Consider the following 19246-nt stretch of genomic DNA (forward strand, 5'->3'; position numbering starts at 1 on the left):
CGACATAGACTGGTTCTAACAAGTTCGGATGACTAGCTAAAAAGCAGGCGTCGCGACCAGCGCAAAGAGGGCTAAATGGGAATCAACCAAGGGCCTATCAGCCTCGACCAGAAATACACCCAAGGCACCGGTCACGTCTTCATGACCGGCATCCAGGCGCTGGTCCGCCTGCCCATGGCGCAGATCAGACGCGACCGCGCCGCAGGCCTCAACACGGCAGGCTTCATCTCCGGCTATCGCGGTTCCCCCCTCGGCGGGTACGACCAGCAGTTGTTCGCCGCCCGCAAGCATCTCGAGCAGTACAACATCAAATTCCAGCCCGGCGTGAACGAGGACCTTGCGGCCACCGCGATCTGGGGCTCGCAGCAGCTCGCTTTGTCGCCCGGCGCCAAATATGATGGCGCGGTCGGCATCTGGTACGGCAAGGGCCCCGGCGTCGACCGCTGCGGCGACGTTTTCCGCCACGGCAATGCGGCGGGCTCCGCCAAGCACGGCGGCGTGCTTTGCCTGGCCGGCGACGACCATGGCGCAAAGTCCTCCACCGTCCCGCATCAGTCCGACCACGCTTTCATCTCCGCGCTGATGCCCTACCTCTACCCCTCCAGCATCCACGAAATGATCGAGATGGGCCTCCTGGGTATCGCGATGTCGCGCTACTCGGGCTGCTGGGTCGGCATGAAGGTGATCACCGAGACGGTCGAGACCACGGCCGAGATCGACCTCACCGACGAGATGACGCCGTTCATCATTCCGGCCGATTTCGAGCTGCCGCCGGGCGGCCTCAACATCCGCTGGCCCGACGACCGGTTCGAGCAGGATCGCCGGCTGCAGGACTACAAGGGCTTTGCCGCGATCGCCTTTGCCCGCGCCAACAAGGTCAACCGCGTCACGATGGATTCGCCGAACGCGCGCTACGGCATCATGGCCTCGGGCAAGAGCTACGAGGACATCCGACAGGCGCTGCGCGAACTCGGCATCACGCCCGAGATCGCCGCCAAGATCGGCATCCGCCTCTACAAGATCGGCATGCCCTGGCCGCTGGAGCCGGAAGGCGTGCGCAACTTCGCCGTCGGCCTCGAAGAGATCTTCATCGTCGAGGAGCGCCGCGAGATCGTCGAGAACCAGGTCAAGCAGGAGCTGTTCAACTGGCGCGACGACGTGCGCCCGCGCATCGTCGGCAAGATGGACGATCACGACAAGCGCTTCCTGACCTTCGCCGCCGAGCTCAGCGTGGCTTCGCTTGCAAGCTCGCTCACCGAGCGGCTGCTTCGACTTAATCTCAATCCTGAAATCGCCGAGATGCTGCGCGCCAAGGCCGATTGGTTCAACGGCCGCCAGTCGTCGCAGATGCAGGCAGCCGCGCCCGTCAGCCGCACGCCGTATTTCTGCTCGGGCTGCCCGCACAACACCTCGACCAAGGTGCCGGAAGGCAGCCGCGCGCTCGGCGGCATCGGCTGCCACTTCATGGCGCTGTGGATGAACCGCTCGACCGAGACCTTCACCCATATGGGCGGCGAGGGCGTACCGTGGGTCGGCATCGCGCCGTTCACCAACGAGAACCACATCTTCGCCAATCTCGGCGACGGGACTTATTTCCACTCCGGCATTCTCGCGATCCGCCAGTCGATCGCCTCCAAGGCCAACATCACCTACAAGATCCTCTACAACGACGCCGTCGCCATGACCGGCGGCCAGCGCCACGACGGCGACCTGTCGCCGCAGCAGATCACCTTCCAGCTCCACGCCGAAGGCATTCGCGAGATCTACCTGGTCTCGGAAAACCCGGGTTCTTATCCGGCCGACACGATCGCGCCCGGCGTCAAGCTGTTCCATCGCGACGAGCTCGAGAACGTCCAGAAGATGTGCCGCGACACCAAAGGCACCTCGGCGATCGTGTTCGTGCAGACCTGCGCCGCGGAAAAGCGCCGTCGCCGCAAGCGCGGCCTGATGGAGGATCCGGCGCGCCGCGTGCTGATTAATCCTGCCGTCTGCGAAGGCTGCGGCGACTGCTCGGTGCAGTCGAACTGCATCTCGGTCGAGCCGCTCGAGACGGAGCTCGGGCGCAAGCGCACCATCAACCAGTCGACCTGCAACAAGGATTATTCCTGTGTGAAGGGCTTTTGCCCGTCCTTCGTCACGGTCGATGGCGGCACCCTCAAGCGGCGCGCCCCAACCGAGCTTGGCGATATCGGCGTCTTGCCGGAGCCGGCCTCGAAGCCCGCGCTCGACCGGCCCTACAACATCGCGGTCGGCGGCGTCGGCGGCACCGGCGTGCTGACGATCGGTGCACTGCTCGGCATGGCCGCGCATATCGAGGGCAAGGCCTCGATGATCCTCGATATGTCCGGCCTCGCGCAGAAGGGCGGCGCGGTGCTGAGCCATGTCCGGCTGTCCGAGCACACCGCCGACGTGACCTGCTCGCGCATCGTGACCGGCACGGCCGATCTCGTGCTCGCGGCGGACGAGGTCGTCGCGGTGTCGAAGGAGACCATCACCCTGTGCGATGCGAGCCGCACCGTCGGCATCATCAACAGCCACATCATCCCGACCGCGGATTTCATCCTCAACCGCGACTTCAATTTTCAGAGCCGCAAGGTCAACAGCGTGCTGGAGACCGAACTGCGCAAGGACTCCGCATTCTTCGACTTCACCAAGCCGGCCGAGACGCTGCTCGGCGACTCCATCGCCACCAACATCATGATGATGGGCTATGCCTATCAGCGCGGATTGCTGCCGCTGTCGGCGGAATCGATCCTGCAGGCGATCGAGGTCAACGGGGTCTCGATCAAGATGAATACGCAAGCGTTCCAGCTCGGACGTCTGGCCGCGGCCGATCCAGCGCGCCTCGCCGCGATGATGAAGGGGCAGGATGACGATGTGGCGCCGATCAAGTCGCTGGATGCGATGTCGGTCGACGAGATCATCACCCACCGCATGGCGCTTCTGACCGGCTACCAGAACGCGCGTTTGGCAAAACGCTACCGCAAGCTGGTCGATCAGGTCCGCGACACCGCCACCAAGGGCGGCTATGGCGAGGCGCTGCAGCGCGCGGTCGCGATCAACTACGCCAAGCTGCTCGCCTACAAGGACGAGTATGAGGTGGCGCGGCTGTTCACCGACGGCCGCTTCGAGAAGCAGCTGCGCGACCAGTTCGAGGGCGACTTCAAGTTCAACTTCAATCTGGCACCGCCGATCCTCGGCGGCGGGCTCGATGCGCAGGGCCGTCCGAAGAAGCGCGCCTTCGGGCCGTGGATGATGTCGGTGTTCAAGGTGATGGCGCGATTCCGCTTCCTGCGCGGCACGCCGCTCGACATCTTCGGCTACAACGCCGACCGCAAGCTTGAGCGCGATCTGATCGCGGGCTACGAGAAGGATGTCGCGACGGTGCTGACCCTGCTGTCGCCGCTCAATCACGACATCGCGGTCGAATTGCTGTCGCTGCCCGACCGCATTCGCGGCTACGGCCCGGTGAAGGACAAGGCGATCAAGGAGGCCAAGGTTCGCTACGCGCAACTCGCCGCCGACCTCGCCAACCCGCCGCCCGCGCCGCGGCAGATGGCGGCGGAGTAGATGCCACGTATTCAGCTGCGATGGCGGTTAGCGAAGCGTAACCCACCATCGCGTCCACGCGCTGATGCTTCGATGGGTAACGACTTGGAAATGGATGCGAGTCAGAGAATCGTCACGCAGACTCCGCTCACGGAACTTTGGGACAACAACGGAGTGGTGAACGCGCGTCGGATTGAGCCGATAGGCGAGGCAGAAATTGTTCGGATTCTGCGCGATGGTTCGGCCTTTGTGGTCGCCGACGTAGGTCTTCCGCTGCGGTGGATAGCGGCAGACGATTGCTTTGCGTTCTGGAAGGATGAAGTGAAGTGTCGTCTGGCGGATCCAAATGTGGATCGCCTAGATCTCAGCGATTATCCGGCCAACTACTGCTATGCCGCATCGATGTGGTCATGCGCGTCGCTTGGGGCGGTGATCGTTCTGGAAAAGCATCACTAGCCTGCCGGCAAACGCTACATATTCAGTGTCGTCCCGGGCAAGCGAAGCGCGACCCGGGACCCATAACCACCGCTTTTCATTGTAGCGCGATGCTGGGGCCACTGCCTTATCTCGCAGCGCAGCCTTGTGGTTATGGGTAGGTCCCGGCCTACGCCGGGACGACATCCGTGTTGGGGCGCGCATAGTGTACGCTCGTCGCAGTCTCGCCTGACGGAATATTTCCGCGCTTGCCAAGGTCGCGCCGTCGGTTCAGAAAAACGCTGGAGCGAGAAACGCCAGCGGAGAGCGATTTGACCATCAAGGGCAAGGCCTACATTGCCGGGATCTACGAGCATCCCACCCGGCATGCACCCGATAAATCAACAGCACAGCTGCACGCCGAGGTCGCCAAGGGTGCGATCGAGGATGCCGGGCTCACCAAGGACGACATCGACGGCTATTTCTGCGCCGGCGATGCGCCGGGGGGACTGTGGCCGATGGTCGATTATCTCGGTCTCAACACCAAGAAGCTGCGTCACGTGGATTCCACCGAGACCGGTGGCTGTTCCTATCTGATCCATCTCGGTCACGCCGCCGAGGCGATCGCCGCGGGCAAGTGCTCGGTGGCGCTGGTCACGCTCGCAGGCAAGCCGCGCACCGGCCCGATGCCGCCGCGCGCCTCCGGCGCCGAGGCCGATTTCGAATTGGCCTACGGGGCTACCACGCACAATGCCTATGGCATGTGTGCCATGCGCCATATGCACGACTACGGCACCACCTCCGAGCAGCTCGCCTGGATCAAGGTCGCGGCCTCGCATCACGCGCAATACAATCCGCACGCGATGCTGAAGGAGGTCGTCACCGTCGAGGACGTCTTGAACTCGCCGATGATCTCCGACCCGCTGCACCGGATGGACTGCTGCGTCGTCACCGACGGCGGCGGCGCGATGATCGTCACCACGCCGGAGATCGCCAGGAGCCTGAAGAAGCCGCTGGTGCGCCTGATCGGCCATGGCGAGGCGATGAAGGGCCCGCGCGGCGGCAAGGATCTCGACCTGACGTACTCCGCCGGCGTGTGGTCCGGCCCGCGTGCTTTCGAGGAAGCGGGCGTGACGCCGAAGGACATCAAATACGCCTCGATCTATGACAGCTTCACCATCACGGTGCTGATGCAGCTCGAAGACCTCGGCTTCTGCAAGAAGGGCGAGGGCGGCAAGTTCGTCGCCGACGGCAATCTGATCTCGGGCGTCGGCAAGCTGCCGTTCAACACCGATGGCGGCGGCCTGTGCAGCAACCATCCCGTCAATCGCGGCGGCATGACGAAGATCCTCGAGGCGGTGCGCCAGTTGCGCGGCGAGGCGCATCCGAAGGTGCAGGTGCAGAACTGCGACCTCGCGATCGCCCACGGCACCGGCGGTCTGCTCGGCGTTCGCCACGCCGCCTCAACCTGCATTCTGGAGCGTGCGTGATGTCTGAAGCCAAGAAGTACAACGCCCCGGTGACCAATCCGGAGACCGCGCCGTTCTGGGAAGCGGCGAAGGCAGGCAAGTTCATGATCAAGCGCTGCACCACCTGCGGCGAAGCGCACTACTTCCCGCGCGCGATCTGCCCGTTCTGCTTCTCCGACAAGACGGTGTGGGAAGAGTCGAGCGGCGAGGCCACGGTCTACACCTACAGCCTGATGCGGAAGTCGCCGACCGGTCCGTATGCGATCGCGTATGTGACGCTGAAGGAAGGCCCGTCGCTGCAGACCAACATCGTCGATTGCGATCTGGAGAAGGTGAAGATCGGCCAGAAGGTCAAGGTGGTGTGGAAGCCGACCGACGGCGCGCCGCTGCCGTTCTTCACGCCGGCCTGATTTTTACCCTCTCCCGTTGTGGGAGAGGGTACCTTCGCTGAAAGCGAAGGCGGGTGAGGGGTCTCTCTCTGCGCAAAGAGTCTCTCTGCGGCGCGAACCCCTCACCGAAGCGAGTTTGTGACGACTGCCGGTCCAGCCCTCTCCCACAAGGGGAGAGGGCACATCAATTGGCAGCGCAAGGCGACAAAAGAGTTCGGGGAGAAAACAACAATGCCAATCGTGTACGAACAGCTGATGGCCCTGAAGAACCTCGGCCAGAAATACAGCTACAGCGATCGCGACGTGATGCTCTATGCCTATGGCATTGGTCTCGGCGCCGATCCGATGGACGAGAACGAGCTCGCCTTCGTCAATGAGGGCGTGCTGACGCCGCGTCCGCTCAAGGTGGTGCCGACCTTCGCGTCGGTCGCGGCCTGGGGTGCCGGTCCCGGCGAGATGAACCTCAACCGCGTGATGGTGGTCGACGGCGAGCGCGACATCACCTTCCACAAGCCGTTCGCGACCGCGGCCCACATCACGGCCGACTCGACCGTGCTCGACGTGTTCGACAAGGGCAGGGACAAGGGCGCGGTGATCCGCCACCAGACCGTGCTGAAGGACGAGAAGGGCGACAAGCTTGCCACGCTGGTCGCCTCGCGCTTCGCCCGCGGCGATGGCGGCTTCGGCGGCCCGTCGGACGGCCAGCCCGAGCCGCACAAGGTGCCGGAGCGAGCGCCCGACAAGGTGGTCGACATCACGACGCGGCCCGACCAGGCGCTGATCTACCGCTTGTGCGGCGACCGCAACCCGCTGCACTCCGATCCGGCGTTTGCCAGGAAGGCTGGCTTCCCGCGGCCGATCCTGCACGGCATGTGCACCTACGGCATCACCTGCCGCGGCGTGCTGCAGACCTACGCCGATTACGATCCCACAGCCTTCAAGCAGCACGCGGCGCGGTTCTCCTCGCCGGTGTTTCCCGGCGAGACCGTGACGATGGAGCTGTGGAAGGACGGCAACGTGGTGTCGTTCGAAGCCAAAGTGAAGTCGCGCGGCGTCACCGTGATCAAGAGCGGCAAGACGGTGCTGGCGTAGCAACACGGCGGGGCCGTCGGCTCCCTCGCCCCGCTCTTGCGGGGAGATGTGGGTGAGGGGCTTCTCCGCAACGGTGGTCTGCGGGCAGACCTCTACCCCCTCACCCGGATCGCATCTCGCGATGCGATCCGACCTCTCCCCGCAAGCGGGGCGAGGTAAGGAAGAGCAACAAGAAAGGGAGAAACGATCATGGGATTACTCGACGGCAAGGTGGCGCTGATCACGGGCGCCGGCGGCGGACTTGGTGAAGCCTACGCGAAGCTGTTTGCGCGCGAGGGCGCGGCGGTGGTGGTCAACGACCTCGGCGGCCCGCGCGACGGCTCGGGCTCCGACAAGTCGATGGCCGACAGAGTGGTCGATGCGATCAAGGCCGAGGGCGGCCGCGCAGTCGCCAACGGCGCCGACATCTCGACCATGGCCGGCGGCCAGTCGGTGTTCGACGACGCCATCAAGCATTTCGGCCGCGCTGACATCCTGGTCAACAATGCCGGCATCCTGCTCGACGAGACCTTCCACAAGGCCAAGGAAGCCAACTGGGACAGGGTGATGAAGGTGCATCTGAAGGGCACCTTCTGCTGCACCCAGCCGGTCTTCAAATGGATGCGCGACAATGGCGGCGGCGTCATCGTCAACACGTCCTCGACCTCGGGCCTGATCGGCAATTTCGGCCAGACCAATTACGGCGCCGCCAAGGGCGGCATCTGGGGCCTTTCCAACGTGCTGGCGATCGAGGGCCGCAAGTACAACATCCGGATCTGGACTCTGGCGCCGGGCGCGCTGACCCGCATGACGGCGGACCTGCCGCGCTACAAGGAGAACCCGGGTGCAGCGCTCGGCCCGGACGGCATCGCGCCGGCCGTGCTCTACATGGTCAGCGATTTGTCGGGCGACCAGACCGGCAAGGTTCTCGGAGTCTCGGGCCCGCGCGGCGTCCGCGAAATGCGGATGATGGAAATGGAGGGCTGGAAGCCGCCGTTTACCGGCTGGAAGGCCGAGGACATCGCCACCCACGCCAAGGAGATATTCTTCTCCGAGGAGCAGATCAAGATGGGCGCGCGGCGGTTCTGATGTATACCGTCATTCCGGGGCACGCGAAGCGTGAACCCGGAATCTCGAGGTTCCGGGTCTGGTGCTGCCGCACCATCCCGGAACGACGGACCTAAAGGACAGATGCCCAAATGACCAAACTCACCGCCCAGGCCGCAGGAACCTTTGCGATCGCGCCGACCCCGTTCCATGACGACGGCCGCATCGACGAGGCATCGATCGACCGGTTGACCGATTTCTACACCGAGGTCGGTTGCGACGGCGTCACGGTGCTGGGCATTTTGGGCGAGGCGCCGAAGCTCGATGCCGTGGAGGCGGAGCAGGTCGCGCTACACTTCGTCAAGCGCGCCAAGAAGCTGCAGGTGATCGTCGGCGTCTCGGCGCCGGGCTTTGCCACGATGCGCTCGCTGGCGAAGAAGTCGATGGATGCGGGCGCCGCCGGCGTCATGATCGCGCCGCCGCCGCATCTGCGCACTGACGACCAGATCACAGGCTATTTCAAGCAGGCGCAGGAAGCGATCGGCGACGATATTCCCTGGGTGCTGCAGGACTATCCGTTGACGCTGACCGTCGTGTTCACGCCCGCCGTGATCCGCAAGATCGTGATGGACTCGCCGTCCTGCGTGATGCTCAAGCACGAGGACTGGCCGGGCCTCGAGAAGATCTCGACCTTGCGCAACTTCCAGAAGGACGGCTCGCTGCGGCCGCTGTCGATCCTGGTCGGCAATGGCGGCCTGTTCCTCGATTTCGAGATGGAGCGCGGCGCCGACGGCGCGATGACGGGCTATGCTTTCCCCGAGCTCCTGATCGACGTCGTCAATTTGTCGAAGGCCGGCAAGCGCGATGCCGCGCATGATCTGTTCGACGCGCATCTGCCGCTGATCCGCTACGAGCAGCAGCCTGGCGTTGGCCTGACCGTCCGCAAATACGTGCTGCAGAAGCGCGGCATCATCTCCTCCAGCGCCCAGCGCAAGCCCGGTGCCGTCATCACGCCGCAGGCGAGGGCGGAGGTCGATTATCTGCTCTCCCGCGTGGCGCGCGTCGACCGTCGCGCCAATCTGCAACCGCAATCCAGTGCAGCAGGATAATTATGACCGAGATCGTTGCCCCGCGCCTTGCGTCGACCGTGCTGCTGCTGCGTGACGGAGCGTCGTCCGAAATTGAAGTCTTCATGATGGTCCGCCATCACCAGATCGAGTTCAATTCGGGTGCGCTGGTGTTTCCGGGCGGCAGCGTCGACAAGAACGACAGGGAGATCGCCGGCGATCCCGCGCTCTATTCGGGCGGGGAAGGGCTCGACGGCGACGCGCTCGGTTTCCGCATCGCGGCGATCCGCGAAACCTTCGAGGAGAGCGGAATCCTGCTGGCGCGGCCGCGGGGGTCGAAGGATCTGGTCGACGCCGGGCGCGCGAACGACATCGCGACTGAGCATCGTGCGGCGTTGAACGAAGGCAAGATCACCTTCCTCAAGGTGCTCACGGACAACGGCATGGTGCTCGCGCTCGACGAGCTCGTGCCCTATGCGCACTGGATCACGCCGGAAGGCATGCCGAAGCGCTTCGACACCTGGTTCTTCCTCGCCGCCGCGCCGCCCGAGCAGCTCGGTGCCCATGACGGCAAGGAATCGACCGACTCGATCTGGGTGTCGACGCGGGAGGCGCTGGAGGGCGGCGAGACCGGCCGCTTCAAGCTGCCGTTCCCGACCACGCGTAATTTGATCAGGCTCGGCAAGCAGCCGAACGTCGGCGCCGCGCTCGCCGACAGCAAGGGCAAGCCGATCGTCGCGGTGATGCCCGTGATGACCAAGACCGCCACCGGCCGCCAGCTCCGGATCCCCAAGGAAGCGGGCTACGACGGCGAGGTGTTCGACGTCGGCGTGATGGGCTGAGCTCCCGCGGACCAGAGCCGCGATACTTCGGCGAGCATCGAAGTATAGCCACCAGAAGCTCGCTATAACCACGTCAATCACTGCGCTGGGCCAACAGCCCGGCGCAAAGGAACCGACGTGGCAACATCTCTCGACGCGGCAATATCTCTCGAAGCCCACCTGACGCTGCCCGGCAGTGACGAGACGCTGCTGCTGCGGCACTGGCCGGGCGTGGGCGATCCCGTGCTTTACGTTCACGGTGCGACGTTTCCCTCAGCGCTGTCGGTCGGCTATCGCTTTGGCGGGCGGTCTCGTCCGGATGCCGTCGGCCGCCTCGTGCTGTTCGGGCCGATCGTCCGGCGGAAGCTCGAGGGGCTGCCACTCCCCGAGAGCGTCGGCGCATGGCGCGAGGTCACCATCGCGGATCAATTGAAGCGATTTGTCGAGGACGTCCCACCGTCGCATTCGCCGGTGCTGATCGAGCCTGACCTCGCCGAGTGGGGGCCGGCCTATCTGGCAAGCGATGCCGGTGCGGCCGAACGCAATCCGCCGGCCGTCCGGATTCCAAACGGGCCCCTGGCCGACATCATCGCCGCGATGTCGGGGCAGCTCCCTTACGACCCGCGCGGCGTCCAGGCTCCCACGCTGATCGTCCGCGGTGAATGGGACAACCTTTGCCAGGATGCCGACGCAGCCTGGCTGACACGTGCGCTGGGCGCGTCGCAGAAGGCCGATGTCGTCGTGCCGAGGGCAACGCATTTGATGCATCTAGAACACGGACGCGAAGGTCTGTTTGCGGCGACCGCCGCTTGGCTCGCAAGGAGCGCGTCGTGAGCGGCCCCGCGACCGGCGGCGCGCGCCAGCCCTCTATGGGCTTCGAGCTGGCGCTGCTGCTCGCGCTCGCCACCCTCTGGGGCGGCTCCTACACCTTCATCAAGCTCGGCGTCGCGACCATTCCGCCGATCACGCTGATCGCGGCGCGCACCGCAATCGCGGGGCTCTTGCTGCTCGTCATCATGCGGATGCGCGGCGTGACGATGCCGACGGATGGCCCGACCTGGCGCCGTTTCATCTTCCAGGCCTGCCTCAACAGCGTGATCCCGTGGACGCTGATCGCCTGGGGCGAACGCTTCGTCGACGCCGGCCTCGCCACCATCCTGAATTCGGCCTCGCCGATCTTCACCTTCCTGTTCACGGCCGCGATCACCCACCATGAGGGCGCGAGCCCGCGCAAGCTGTTCGGGGTGATTGCCGGCATGGCCGGCATCTGCCTGATCGTCGGCGTCGATGCGTTCCGCGATCTCCGGGACGGCATCGTGGCCGAGGTCGCGATCGTCGCCGCCACCATCTGCTACGCCTGCGCCGCGATCTTCAGCCGCGGCTTCAAGGAGCTCGATCCGATGGCGCCGGCCGCGGGCTCGCTGATCGCGGGCGCGGCGGTGCTGATTCCGCTCAGCCTCGTCGTCGAGCGGCCCTGGACGCTCTCGCCGTCGATCAGCTCGCTGCTCGCCTTGCTGGCGCTGGCAGTGTTCTCGACCGCGATCGCCTTCGTGATCTACTTCCGCCTGATCCAGACCTTGGGCTCGGTCGGCACCACCGCGCAGGCCTATCTGCGGGTGCCGATCGGGGTTGCGCTCAGCGTCGTTTTTCTGGGCGAACGGCTGAGCCCGACGGCGTGGCTCGGGCTCGCCTGCGTTGTCATCGGCGTCGCCGCGATGACGATTCCTTCGCGAAGGACCACCACGGCCTGAGGTCGATTCCGGCGCCGAAGGCTGCCGACGCCCGATGTCCTGTCTCCCGAAACCGGCCGCCGACTGGATGTCCCCGGATGCGTCAAGGAGGCCGGCATCCCGCCGGACGAGGCCTGACGTCACCCTGTGCCGGAATCGGCCACCGGCGTCACCCGGGTGACACGGGTCACACCGCCAGCCGGCGAGGGGCTTCAGCATGTTTCCCCAAAGCCCGTAATTTCCCGTATATTGGGGCGCATTGGACCCCGGCCTTGATGACATGACCGCTGAATTGCCGCCGAATTCGCAAGCGCCGCGTGCGTTCTCCCTCTCCATTGGCCAGCTCACGTTCGGCAGCTTCCTGCTGGTGCTGGCTGTGATCATCATCACGTCCACGGCCAGCGTGATCGCGATCCGGCACATCGATACGACCTTCGCCGAGCTGCAGCGGCTGCAAAGCGTCGGCGACATCGCCGAGGATATCGATCGTCGCACCAACGAACTGCGGCTGGCGGCGCGGGACTTCGTCACCGAGCCCGGCAACCAGTCGGCCCAGGTCGCAGAGGCGGCCCAGTCGCTGAGCGAGATCCTGAAGAAGACCCGGATCGAGCTGGCGCCCGAGCAGCAGGACATGATCGACGGCGTCACCCAGCGGCTGGCGACCTATCGCAGCGGGATCGAGCGCATCTCGGCGTTGCTCGGCCGCCGCGCCGAGATCGTCGCCGGGCTGCCTCCGCTGCGCGACGCGTTCGACAAGGCGCTCGCCGCGAGCAATGATGCGGTGCTGGCCAACACGCTGTCGCAGGCCCAGAGCCGCATTGCCACCGCGCTCCTGGCGCACAACACGTCGGCTGCCGAGCAGGCCGCGCAAAGCATGCGGGCGATGACCATCGCCGAGCCCGCCCTGCGCGGCGCGGTCGACAGTTATGCCGAGGCGATCAGCGCGATTTCGGTGCGCGAGGGCCAGATCGCCGACATCGACCGCGAGGTGCTCGGCGCCGAAGGCCGCCTGATCCAGAAGGTCACCGAGCTGTTGCGCGAGCTCAGCTCGCGCCGCGGCCATGTGCTGGCGCGCGATTTCGCGCGCACGCTGGCCGAGGCGAAATGGCAGAGCATCGTGCTCGGCACGGCGGGGGTGCTGATCGGCCTGTTCGCTTCGGTGCTGGTGGTTCGCCGCACCGTTCGCCCGCTCGCCAGGATCGCCGGATCGATTCGCAAGGTCGCGGGCGGCGAAAAGAGCGCGTTCATTCCGGGCGCCGATCTCGACAACGAGATCGGCGACATCGCGCGCGCCGCCGAGGTGTTCCGCCAGACCCTGGTCGACGCCGACAGCGCGCGCGAGGCGGCACTGCGCGCGCTTGCCGAGCAGCGGCTCGCCGAGGAGAGCTACCACAAGCTGTTCGAAGCGTCCGTCGACGGCATCTACGTCACGACGCCGGGCGGCGCGCTGCTCAATGCCAATCCGGCGCTGGCGCGGATGATGGGCTATGCCACGCCGCAGGACCTGATCAACGGCATCGGCGACATCGCCTCTACCGTCTATGTCGATCCGGCGGCACGGGAGCAGTACCAGCAGCTGATGCTGCGCGACGGCACGGTGCGCGACTACGAGTATCAGGTGCGTTCGCGCGACGGCACCGTGCTGTGGCTGTCCGATTCCGCGACCGTCGTGCGCAACGACGAGGGCGAGGTGATCCGCTACGAGGGCACGGTGCGCGACATCACCGACCAGAAGCGCGCAGAGGACGCCATCGCCGAAGGCCGCCGACTGTTGCAGATGGTCATCGACACGGTGCCCGCCGTCATCAACGTCAAGGAGCGCAACCTGCGCTACGTGCTGATGAACCGCTACATGGCGGGCATCTTCGGCATCGAGCCGCAGGACGCGATCGGCCAGACCACCGCCGAGCTGATGTCGCGTTACGGCGCAGCCAAGACCGACGAGAACGACAAGCGCGTCCTGTCGGCGCGCCGCGAACTTGGCTTCTATGAAGAGGAATACAAGGACGCAGCCGGCAACATGCGGCAATGGCTCGTCAACAAGCTGCCGATCCTCGATGCCCAGGGCGACATCGAGAACATCGTCACGGTCGCGCTCGACATCGGCGAGCGCAAGCGGTCCGAACAGGAGATGCGCAAGGCGAGGGACTCCGCGGAGGCTGCGCTGCGCAATCTGCGCGAGACCCAGAATTCGCTGATCGAGGCCGAGAAGCTCGCCGCGCTCGGCCGACTGGTCGCCGGCGTCGCCCATGAGGTCAACAATCCCGTCGGCATCAGCCTCACGGTGGCCTCCGCGCTGGAGCGCAAGACCGCGAACTTCGCGGCCGAGGTCGAGCGCGGCGACGTGCGCCGCTCGAGCCTCAACGACTTCCTGAACACGGCGCGCGATGCCTCGTCGCAGCTGGTCGCCAATCTCAATCGAGCCGCCGAGCTGATCCAGTCGTTCAAGCAGGTCGCCGCCGACCGCAACTATTCGGACCAGCGCTCCTTCGATCTGGGCGATCTCACCGAGCAGGTGGTGATGAGTCTGCGGCCCGGCCTGCGCAAGCACAATCTGACGCTCAACGTCGATTGCGAGCCGAACCTGATCATGAATTCCTATCCCGGACCGTATGGCCAGGTGCTGACCAATCTGTTCCTCAACGCGGTCGCGCATGCGTTCCCGGACGGCAAGGCCGGTGAGGTCGAGATCCAGGTGCACGCCTCCGGCAACGACTATGTCGAGGTGATCTTCGCCGACAATGGCTGCGGCATGAGCCTCGACGTGCGCCGCCGCGCCTTCGATCCGTTCTTTACGACGCGGCGCGACCAGGGCGGCACCGGGCTCGGGCTGCACATCGTCTACAGCATCATCACCAACCGCCTCGGCGGCCGGCTCTCGCTCGAGTCCGCACCGGGCAACGGCACCCGCATCCAGATGATCCTGCCGCGCGTCGCACCGCTGGAGCAGGCGGCGGAGTAGAGCCGACGCGCGGTGGCTTGATCGGCTCGTGCTCTAGTTCCGTCATCCTGAGGCGCGAGCGGAGCGAGCCTCGAAGGATCGATGGCCACCAGCCGGGCCGTGCACCCTTCGAGACGCGCGCAAGAGCGCGCGCTCCTCAGGGTGACGGGGCGGGGCGCGCGCGACTGCGATGGCGCGAAGACCAATATTCGATCGGCATCGATCGATGCCCGAACGGCATTGGACCGTCGGCGACAACACTCCTACGGCTCGCTCAGCCGACCCAGGGATCAACGGACGGTATGGGCAGGGAGGAACACATGATTTCACGGCGCATTCTGATGGCCGGCATCGGTGCGGGCATTGTGAGCGCAGCGGCCAGCCGCGCCATGGCGCAGTCGTTCCCGTTCAAGCCCAATCAGCGCTATCCGGATCCGGCCGTCGAAATCCTCGATCAAGGCTTTGCCAAGTACCGCCTCTACAGCAGCACGCTGGAGCAGGTTGCGACCGGGATGCGCTGGGCGGAAGGGCCGGCCTATTTCCCTGAAGGCGGCTGTCTGCTGTTCAGCGACATCCCCAACAACCGCATCATGAAGTTCAGCGAGAAGGACGGCAGCCTCAGCGTCTTCCGCAGTCCCGCCAATTTCGCCAACGGCAACACCCGCGACCGTCAGGGGCGGCTCGTCACCTGCGAGCATTCGGTGACGCGGCGGATCACGCGCACCGAGAAGAACGGCAAGATCACCGTGCTGGCCGACAGTTTCGAAGGCAAGCGCCTCAATGCGCCGAACGACATCGTGGTGAAGTCCGACGACACGATCTGGTTCACCGATCCGGTGTTCGGCATCGCCGGCGAGTGGGAGGGCTTCAAGGCTAAGCGCGAGCAGGACAACACGAACGTGTTCCGGATCGGCACCGACGGAAAGCTGACCGCCGTCATCACCGATCTGGTCAATCCGAACGGACTCGCGTTCTCGCCGGACGAGAAGAAGTTCTACGTCGTCGAGTGGAAGGGCACGCCGAACCGCAGCATCTGGAGCTATGACGTCAATCCCGACGGTACGGTCGGCAACAAGACCAAGCTGATCGACGCCGCTGACCAGGGATCGCTCGACGGCTTCCGCGTCGACCGCGACGGCAATCTGTGGTGCGGCTGGGGCAGCAACGGCGCGCTGCAGTCGGAGCCGACCGAGACGGGCGGCCGCAAGGTGTATCAGCTCAAGGGCAGGCCTGAGGATCTCGACGGCGTCATGGTGTTCAGCCCGCAGGGCAAGCCGCTCGGATTCATCCGCCTGCCAGAGCGCTGCGAGAACCTGACCTTCGGCGGACCCAAGAACAACCGCCTCTACATGGCGTCATGCCATTCGATCTACGCACTCTATGTCGAGGCGCACGGCGCGACGTGAGACGCCGCGAGAGAGAGCGAGTGGAGTAGAACTCCAAGCGTGTGCCAACTCCGTCACCGTCATCCTGAGGTGCGAGCGGAGCGAGCCTCGAAGGATGCACGGCCCGGCTGGTGGCCGTCGACCCTTCGAGACGCGCGCAAGGGCGCGCTCCTCAGGGTGACAGATCTAGCAGCGAGTCTCGAAGAGCTAATTGATATCCGCGAGCTTGTGCAGCGTCGCGCCGAAGATCAGGCTCGCCTTGCCGACCAGCGCGGTTCCACTCATGGTGCCGCGGGTGTCGGTGAAGGTGCCGGAGACGCCGATGCCGACCGGCGCGGGCCCGCCGAACAGCGGGTTGTCGGTCTCGCGCGGCGTGGTGTGGCGTTGCACGAGGACCTCGCCCTTGAACGCGTCACCCTTCACCGTGTAGCTGCCGGTGTAATAGAGGTAGGCATCGCCGCCGAGAATTTGCCCGTCGCGGAAAAGAATCACTCCGCTGCCCTTGCCGACGCGTCCGTCCAGCAGGGTGACGTGGATTGAGTACAGCCCGTTCTTCATAACGTCCCATTTACCGGCTGCCGCGCCCGCAGCAATCCGGATTGGTTTTTTATGCCAAAGCGAGCAACCTCGTGCAATGCGGCAGGTTGATTCCGGGGGTATCCGGACTGACCGTGAACCCTCGGTTCCTGCCAGGCGGTGTGACGGCGCGATGACAGCGGACCGTGCGCGCGAATCGAACTGGCCCGCGAAATGCATAGCTCTGATTGCACTGGCCGGTGAGTGCTGGAGCGAACACATGTCGGACTGGATTGAATCGGGCGGCCGTTTGGCACGCCCTCGCAATGCCAATGGAACTTGGGCCCGTCGTGCGGGCCGTGTGATGGTGTCTCTCGGGCTGACGATGCTGGTGTTGGCGGCGGCCGTACAAATCGCGCGGGCGCGCGATCCCGACGGCCGCTACGCCAATTCGCCGCTCAAGGAATGGTTCGACGGTCTGCGCAGCGGCAAGGGACCGTGCTGCTCGGATGCCGACGGCAGCGCGGTCAGCGACGTCGATTGGGAATCGAAGGACGGGCACTATCGCGTGCGACTCGATGGGGCCTGGGTCGATGTTCCCGACGAGGCCGTGGTCACCGAGCCCAACCGGGTCGGGCGCGCGATGGTCTGGCCGATCAAGAGCTACATGGGCGTGACGATCCGCTGCTTCATGCCCGGCAGCATGACGTAGCGGATCGGTCGTCGCTCACGCGTATTTCTGGTCGCGCTCGAGCAGTTCGATCGAGATGCCCTGCGGGCCGCGGATGAAGCAGATCCGCACGCCAGGGCGGATCGTGGTCGGCTCCTTGGTGAACTCGACGCCCTTGGCCTTGATCTCGGCCGCGACCGCGTCGATGTCCTTCACGGTCAGGCCGAAATGATCGAGCCCCTGATACGGCGTCACCGGCGGGGCGTTGACGCCGTCGCCTTGCGTCACCTCCGCGATGAACACTTTGGCGCCGCCGAGCTGGACGTCGATGCGGCCGGGTCCGCGGATGATCTCGCCGCCGAGAATGTCGCGCAGCCAGGTCGCGGTGGCCTCGGGATCGGGACTGCGCAGATGGACGTGGTCCCAGGTGACGACAGGCATTGCGATCTCCTTGTTGTTCTCGCGCGCGCTGGGGTGCGCGGCGCTCGCTCTCGGGCGGCGCAAATCTAGCGAGCGGTCCGTTGGGATACCATCCCTCCGTGATGCCAGCCGCAAGATTGTCGTCCCGGAATGAAACCATTCCGGCGGTCGGTGATTGATCTTGCGTGGCCGCTCGACCTGCGGCCGTCCTGGATGCCGCACGCTGTGATGCCTGCGGCTTCTGTGCTGGGTGGCGGCTTGATCGGGCGTCGAGGGTGAGGGCACGACGATGCGGATCGGCTTGGCGTCGTTTCGAAGGTTTGGGGCCGGACGTCTCGGTGAGGGCGGCCTTTACGCTAGCCTGCTGCTGTCGGTGATCGCGGTCGCCGGGATTGCGGCGTGGTTCATGCTCCCCGAGCCGAGCGATGCCGGAGACCAGGATGTCGGGCCGGTGCCTTCCGCCGTCATCCGCACCGCGCAAGATGCTTCGCGCGGGGCGCAGCTTGCCCAAATCACAAATCAAGCCGCAACGGATGCCCCGGCCGCACCGGCAGGTGAACCGGCCACGGTCGGCGTGGCCACCGCCGCGCAGCCGGCCGAGGCGACCAAGGCGTCCGAGCCCGGTACTGAAAGATCGCCGCTGGACCGGCTGCGGATCGCCTCGCAATCCTGGCGGCGCGGCGGGCTGGGTTCGAAGGTGCTGGTCACCTTGACGCTGCGCAATGCCAATGATTTCGCGGTGAAGGATATCGAAATCGCCTGCACCTTCATCCGTAGCGACGGCAGCCCCGTGACCGAACGCAAGCGGCTGATCCCGGACACCATCGCCATGAAAAGCCGCAAGACCTACCCGCAGATGCTGATCGGGTTCGTAAACGTTAACGCAAACAAGGCGAAATGCACGGTTGCGACCGCCAGCCGCGCCTGAACCCTGCATCCCGAAAAAGTGACCAGGAATTGACTTGCCGGGTGAACCGCAATGGCCAGGCAGGAACTAACTAATAAGCCGACCGTTAGAGAACGACCCGGGAGCGCGGATAGCGTCTGCCCGGGTGATCATGCGCAGACGATGAATTCGTTGCGCGATGACAGATGTCGTCGCGTCGAGTTGAACCGCGCCCGTAGCGCGGGGGGAGCTATCAAAATGCCTGTGGCGCGTTATTTCCTGTTCGTTGGTGGCGTGCTGCTCGCGCTGCTCTTCGTCGTCAATGCCATCGTACCGCAGGAGGCTGTGGTCGCCAGCCAGGGTCTGTCGTCGCCCGGCGTCGACAACAAGACCATGGTACGCATCAAGTCGACCCAGAAACTGCCGGAGCGGGTGGTGTACGACACCAACCTGCCGACCGTCGTTCCGTCGCAGGTGAACGCGGTTGCCGCAGCGACCCCGGCGGCTGCCAGCGATGCGTCGGCGCAGGCCCGCGTCCGTGACACGTTCGCCCAGTTCATTCCGCCGGAGAAGGCTGACGCGCGCAAGGGGCCGGTCGTGGCCGAGGCGAAGCCGGCCGAGCAGCCGGTACAGGCGCCGAAGAAGCGCAAGATTGCGCGCAGCCATACCCATTCCCAGCAGCCGATGCGGCTGGCCCAGCCCGGCATGTATCAGCCTTACCGTGTCGCGCAGCAGCAGCCGCGGATGGGCTTCTTCGGCGGCTTCGGTACCTGGTAGGCAAGGACACGCCGCAATCGCAATCGATGCGCCGCCGCAAACACTTGCGGCGGCATTTTCATGCCCGCGATGCCAGCCGGGTAACCGGTTGCCG

At 65.3% G+C, this 19246-nt stretch carries 17 protein-coding genes; 15 read left to right on the forward strand and 2 right to left on the reverse strand.

The features are described from left to right. Positions 1-75: 75 nt before the first annotated feature. From AC066Y_RS11380 to AC066Y_RS11435, 12 genes are all read left to right on the forward strand, one after another. Complete coding sequence (locus AC066Y_RS11380; RefSeq protein ID WP_478273937.1) at positions 76-3570, forward strand: indolepyruvate ferredoxin oxidoreductase family protein; 3495 nt, start codon at positions 76-78, stop codon at positions 3568-3570. 72 nt (positions 3571-3642) lie between these two features. Continuing rightward, complete coding sequence (locus AC066Y_RS11385) at positions 3643-4005, forward strand: hypothetical protein (protein WP_478273938.1); 363 nt, start codon at positions 3643-3645, stop codon at positions 4003-4005. A 290-nt stretch (positions 4006-4295) separates the two neighbouring features. Continuing rightward, on the forward strand, positions 4296-5453 hold the full coding sequence (locus AC066Y_RS11390; protein WP_092114942.1) for a thiolase domain-containing protein: 1158 nt from the start codon (positions 4296-4298) through the stop codon (positions 5451-5453). Further along, positions 5453-5842, forward strand: a complete 390-nt coding sequence (locus AC066Y_RS11395; RefSeq protein WP_092114941.1) for a Zn-ribbon domain-containing OB-fold protein — start codon at positions 5453-5455, stop codon at positions 5840-5842. Before AC066Y_RS11390 ends, AC066Y_RS11395 begins: the two co-directional genes overlap by 1 nt. 210 nt (positions 5843-6052) lie before the next feature. Beyond that, entirely contained in the window at positions 6053-6913 is an 861-nt protein-coding gene (locus AC066Y_RS11400; RefSeq protein WP_478273939.1) for a MaoC family dehydratase, read from the forward strand. Positions 6914-7102: 189 nt separating this feature from the next. Continuing rightward, a complete protein-coding gene (locus tag AC066Y_RS11405) occupies positions 7103-7981 on the forward strand; it encodes an SDR family oxidoreductase (RefSeq protein WP_176530689.1) in 879 nt (292 codons plus the stop codon). A 110-nt stretch (positions 7982-8091) separates the two neighbouring features. Continuing rightward, positions 8092-9048 (forward strand): dihydrodipicolinate synthase family protein, encoded by a 957-nt coding sequence (locus AC066Y_RS11410; protein WP_478273940.1) that lies wholly within the window; start codon positions 8092-8094, stop codon positions 9046-9048. Positions 9049-9050: 2 nt separating this feature from the next. Next, entirely contained in the window at positions 9051-9848 is a 798-nt protein-coding gene (locus AC066Y_RS11415; RefSeq protein WP_478273941.1) for an NUDIX hydrolase, read from the forward strand. A 117-nt stretch (positions 9849-9965) separates the two neighbouring features. Beyond that, positions 9966-10661 carry an alpha/beta hydrolase gene (locus AC066Y_RS11420; protein ID WP_478273942.1) on the forward strand — a complete coding sequence of 232 codons (696 nt, stop codon included), beginning with the start codon at positions 9966-9968 and terminating at the stop codon, positions 10659-10661. Between the two features lie 35 nt (positions 10662-10696). Then, positions 10697-11578, forward strand: a complete 882-nt coding sequence (locus AC066Y_RS11425) for a DMT family transporter (RefSeq protein WP_478273995.1) — start codon at positions 10697-10699, stop codon at positions 11576-11578. 259 nt (positions 11579-11837) lie between these two features. Next, a complete protein-coding gene (locus AC066Y_RS11430) occupies positions 11838-14519 on the forward strand; it encodes a PAS domain S-box protein (protein ID WP_478273943.1) in 2682 nt (893 codons plus the stop codon). A 299-nt stretch (positions 14520-14818) separates the two neighbouring features. Further along, complete coding sequence (locus tag AC066Y_RS11435; protein WP_478273944.1) at positions 14819-15904, forward strand: SMP-30/gluconolactonase/LRE family protein; 1086 nt, start codon at positions 14819-14821, stop codon at positions 15902-15904. A 186-nt stretch (positions 15905-16090) separates the two neighbouring features. Here AC066Y_RS11435 and AC066Y_RS11440 read toward each other — a convergent pair whose 3' ends face one another. Then, positions 16091-16441 (reverse strand): GrlR family regulatory protein, encoded by a 351-nt coding sequence (locus tag AC066Y_RS11440; protein WP_092114933.1) that lies wholly within the window; start codon positions 16439-16441, stop codon positions 16091-16093. 238 nt (positions 16442-16679) lie between these two features. Between AC066Y_RS11440 and AC066Y_RS11445 the strand changes: the two genes are divergently transcribed. Next, positions 16680-17111, forward strand: coding sequence for a hypothetical protein (locus AC066Y_RS11445; RefSeq protein ID WP_478273945.1), 432 nt, complete (start codon positions 16680-16682; stop codon positions 17109-17111). Between the two features lie 15 nt (positions 17112-17126). On the opposite strand, the gene AC066Y_RS11450 is transcribed toward AC066Y_RS11445, so the two are convergent. Next, positions 17127-17510 (reverse strand): VOC family protein, encoded by a 384-nt coding sequence (locus AC066Y_RS11450; RefSeq protein ID WP_173642388.1) that lies wholly within the window; start codon positions 17508-17510, stop codon positions 17127-17129. A gap of 268 nt (positions 17511-17778) precedes the next feature. On the opposite strand from AC066Y_RS11450, the gene AC066Y_RS11455 reads away from it, so the two are divergent. Next, complete coding sequence (locus tag AC066Y_RS11455) at positions 17779-18417, forward strand: hypothetical protein (protein WP_478273946.1); 639 nt, start codon at positions 17779-17781, stop codon at positions 18415-18417. A gap of 216 nt (positions 18418-18633) precedes the next feature. Continuing rightward, a complete protein-coding gene (locus AC066Y_RS11460) occupies positions 18634-19152 on the forward strand; it encodes a hypothetical protein (protein ID WP_478273947.1) in 519 nt (172 codons plus the stop codon). The last annotated feature ends 94 nt before the right edge of the window (positions 19153-19246 follow it).

The sequence above is a fragment of the Bradyrhizobium sp. USDA3010 genome (assembly GCF_056429065.1).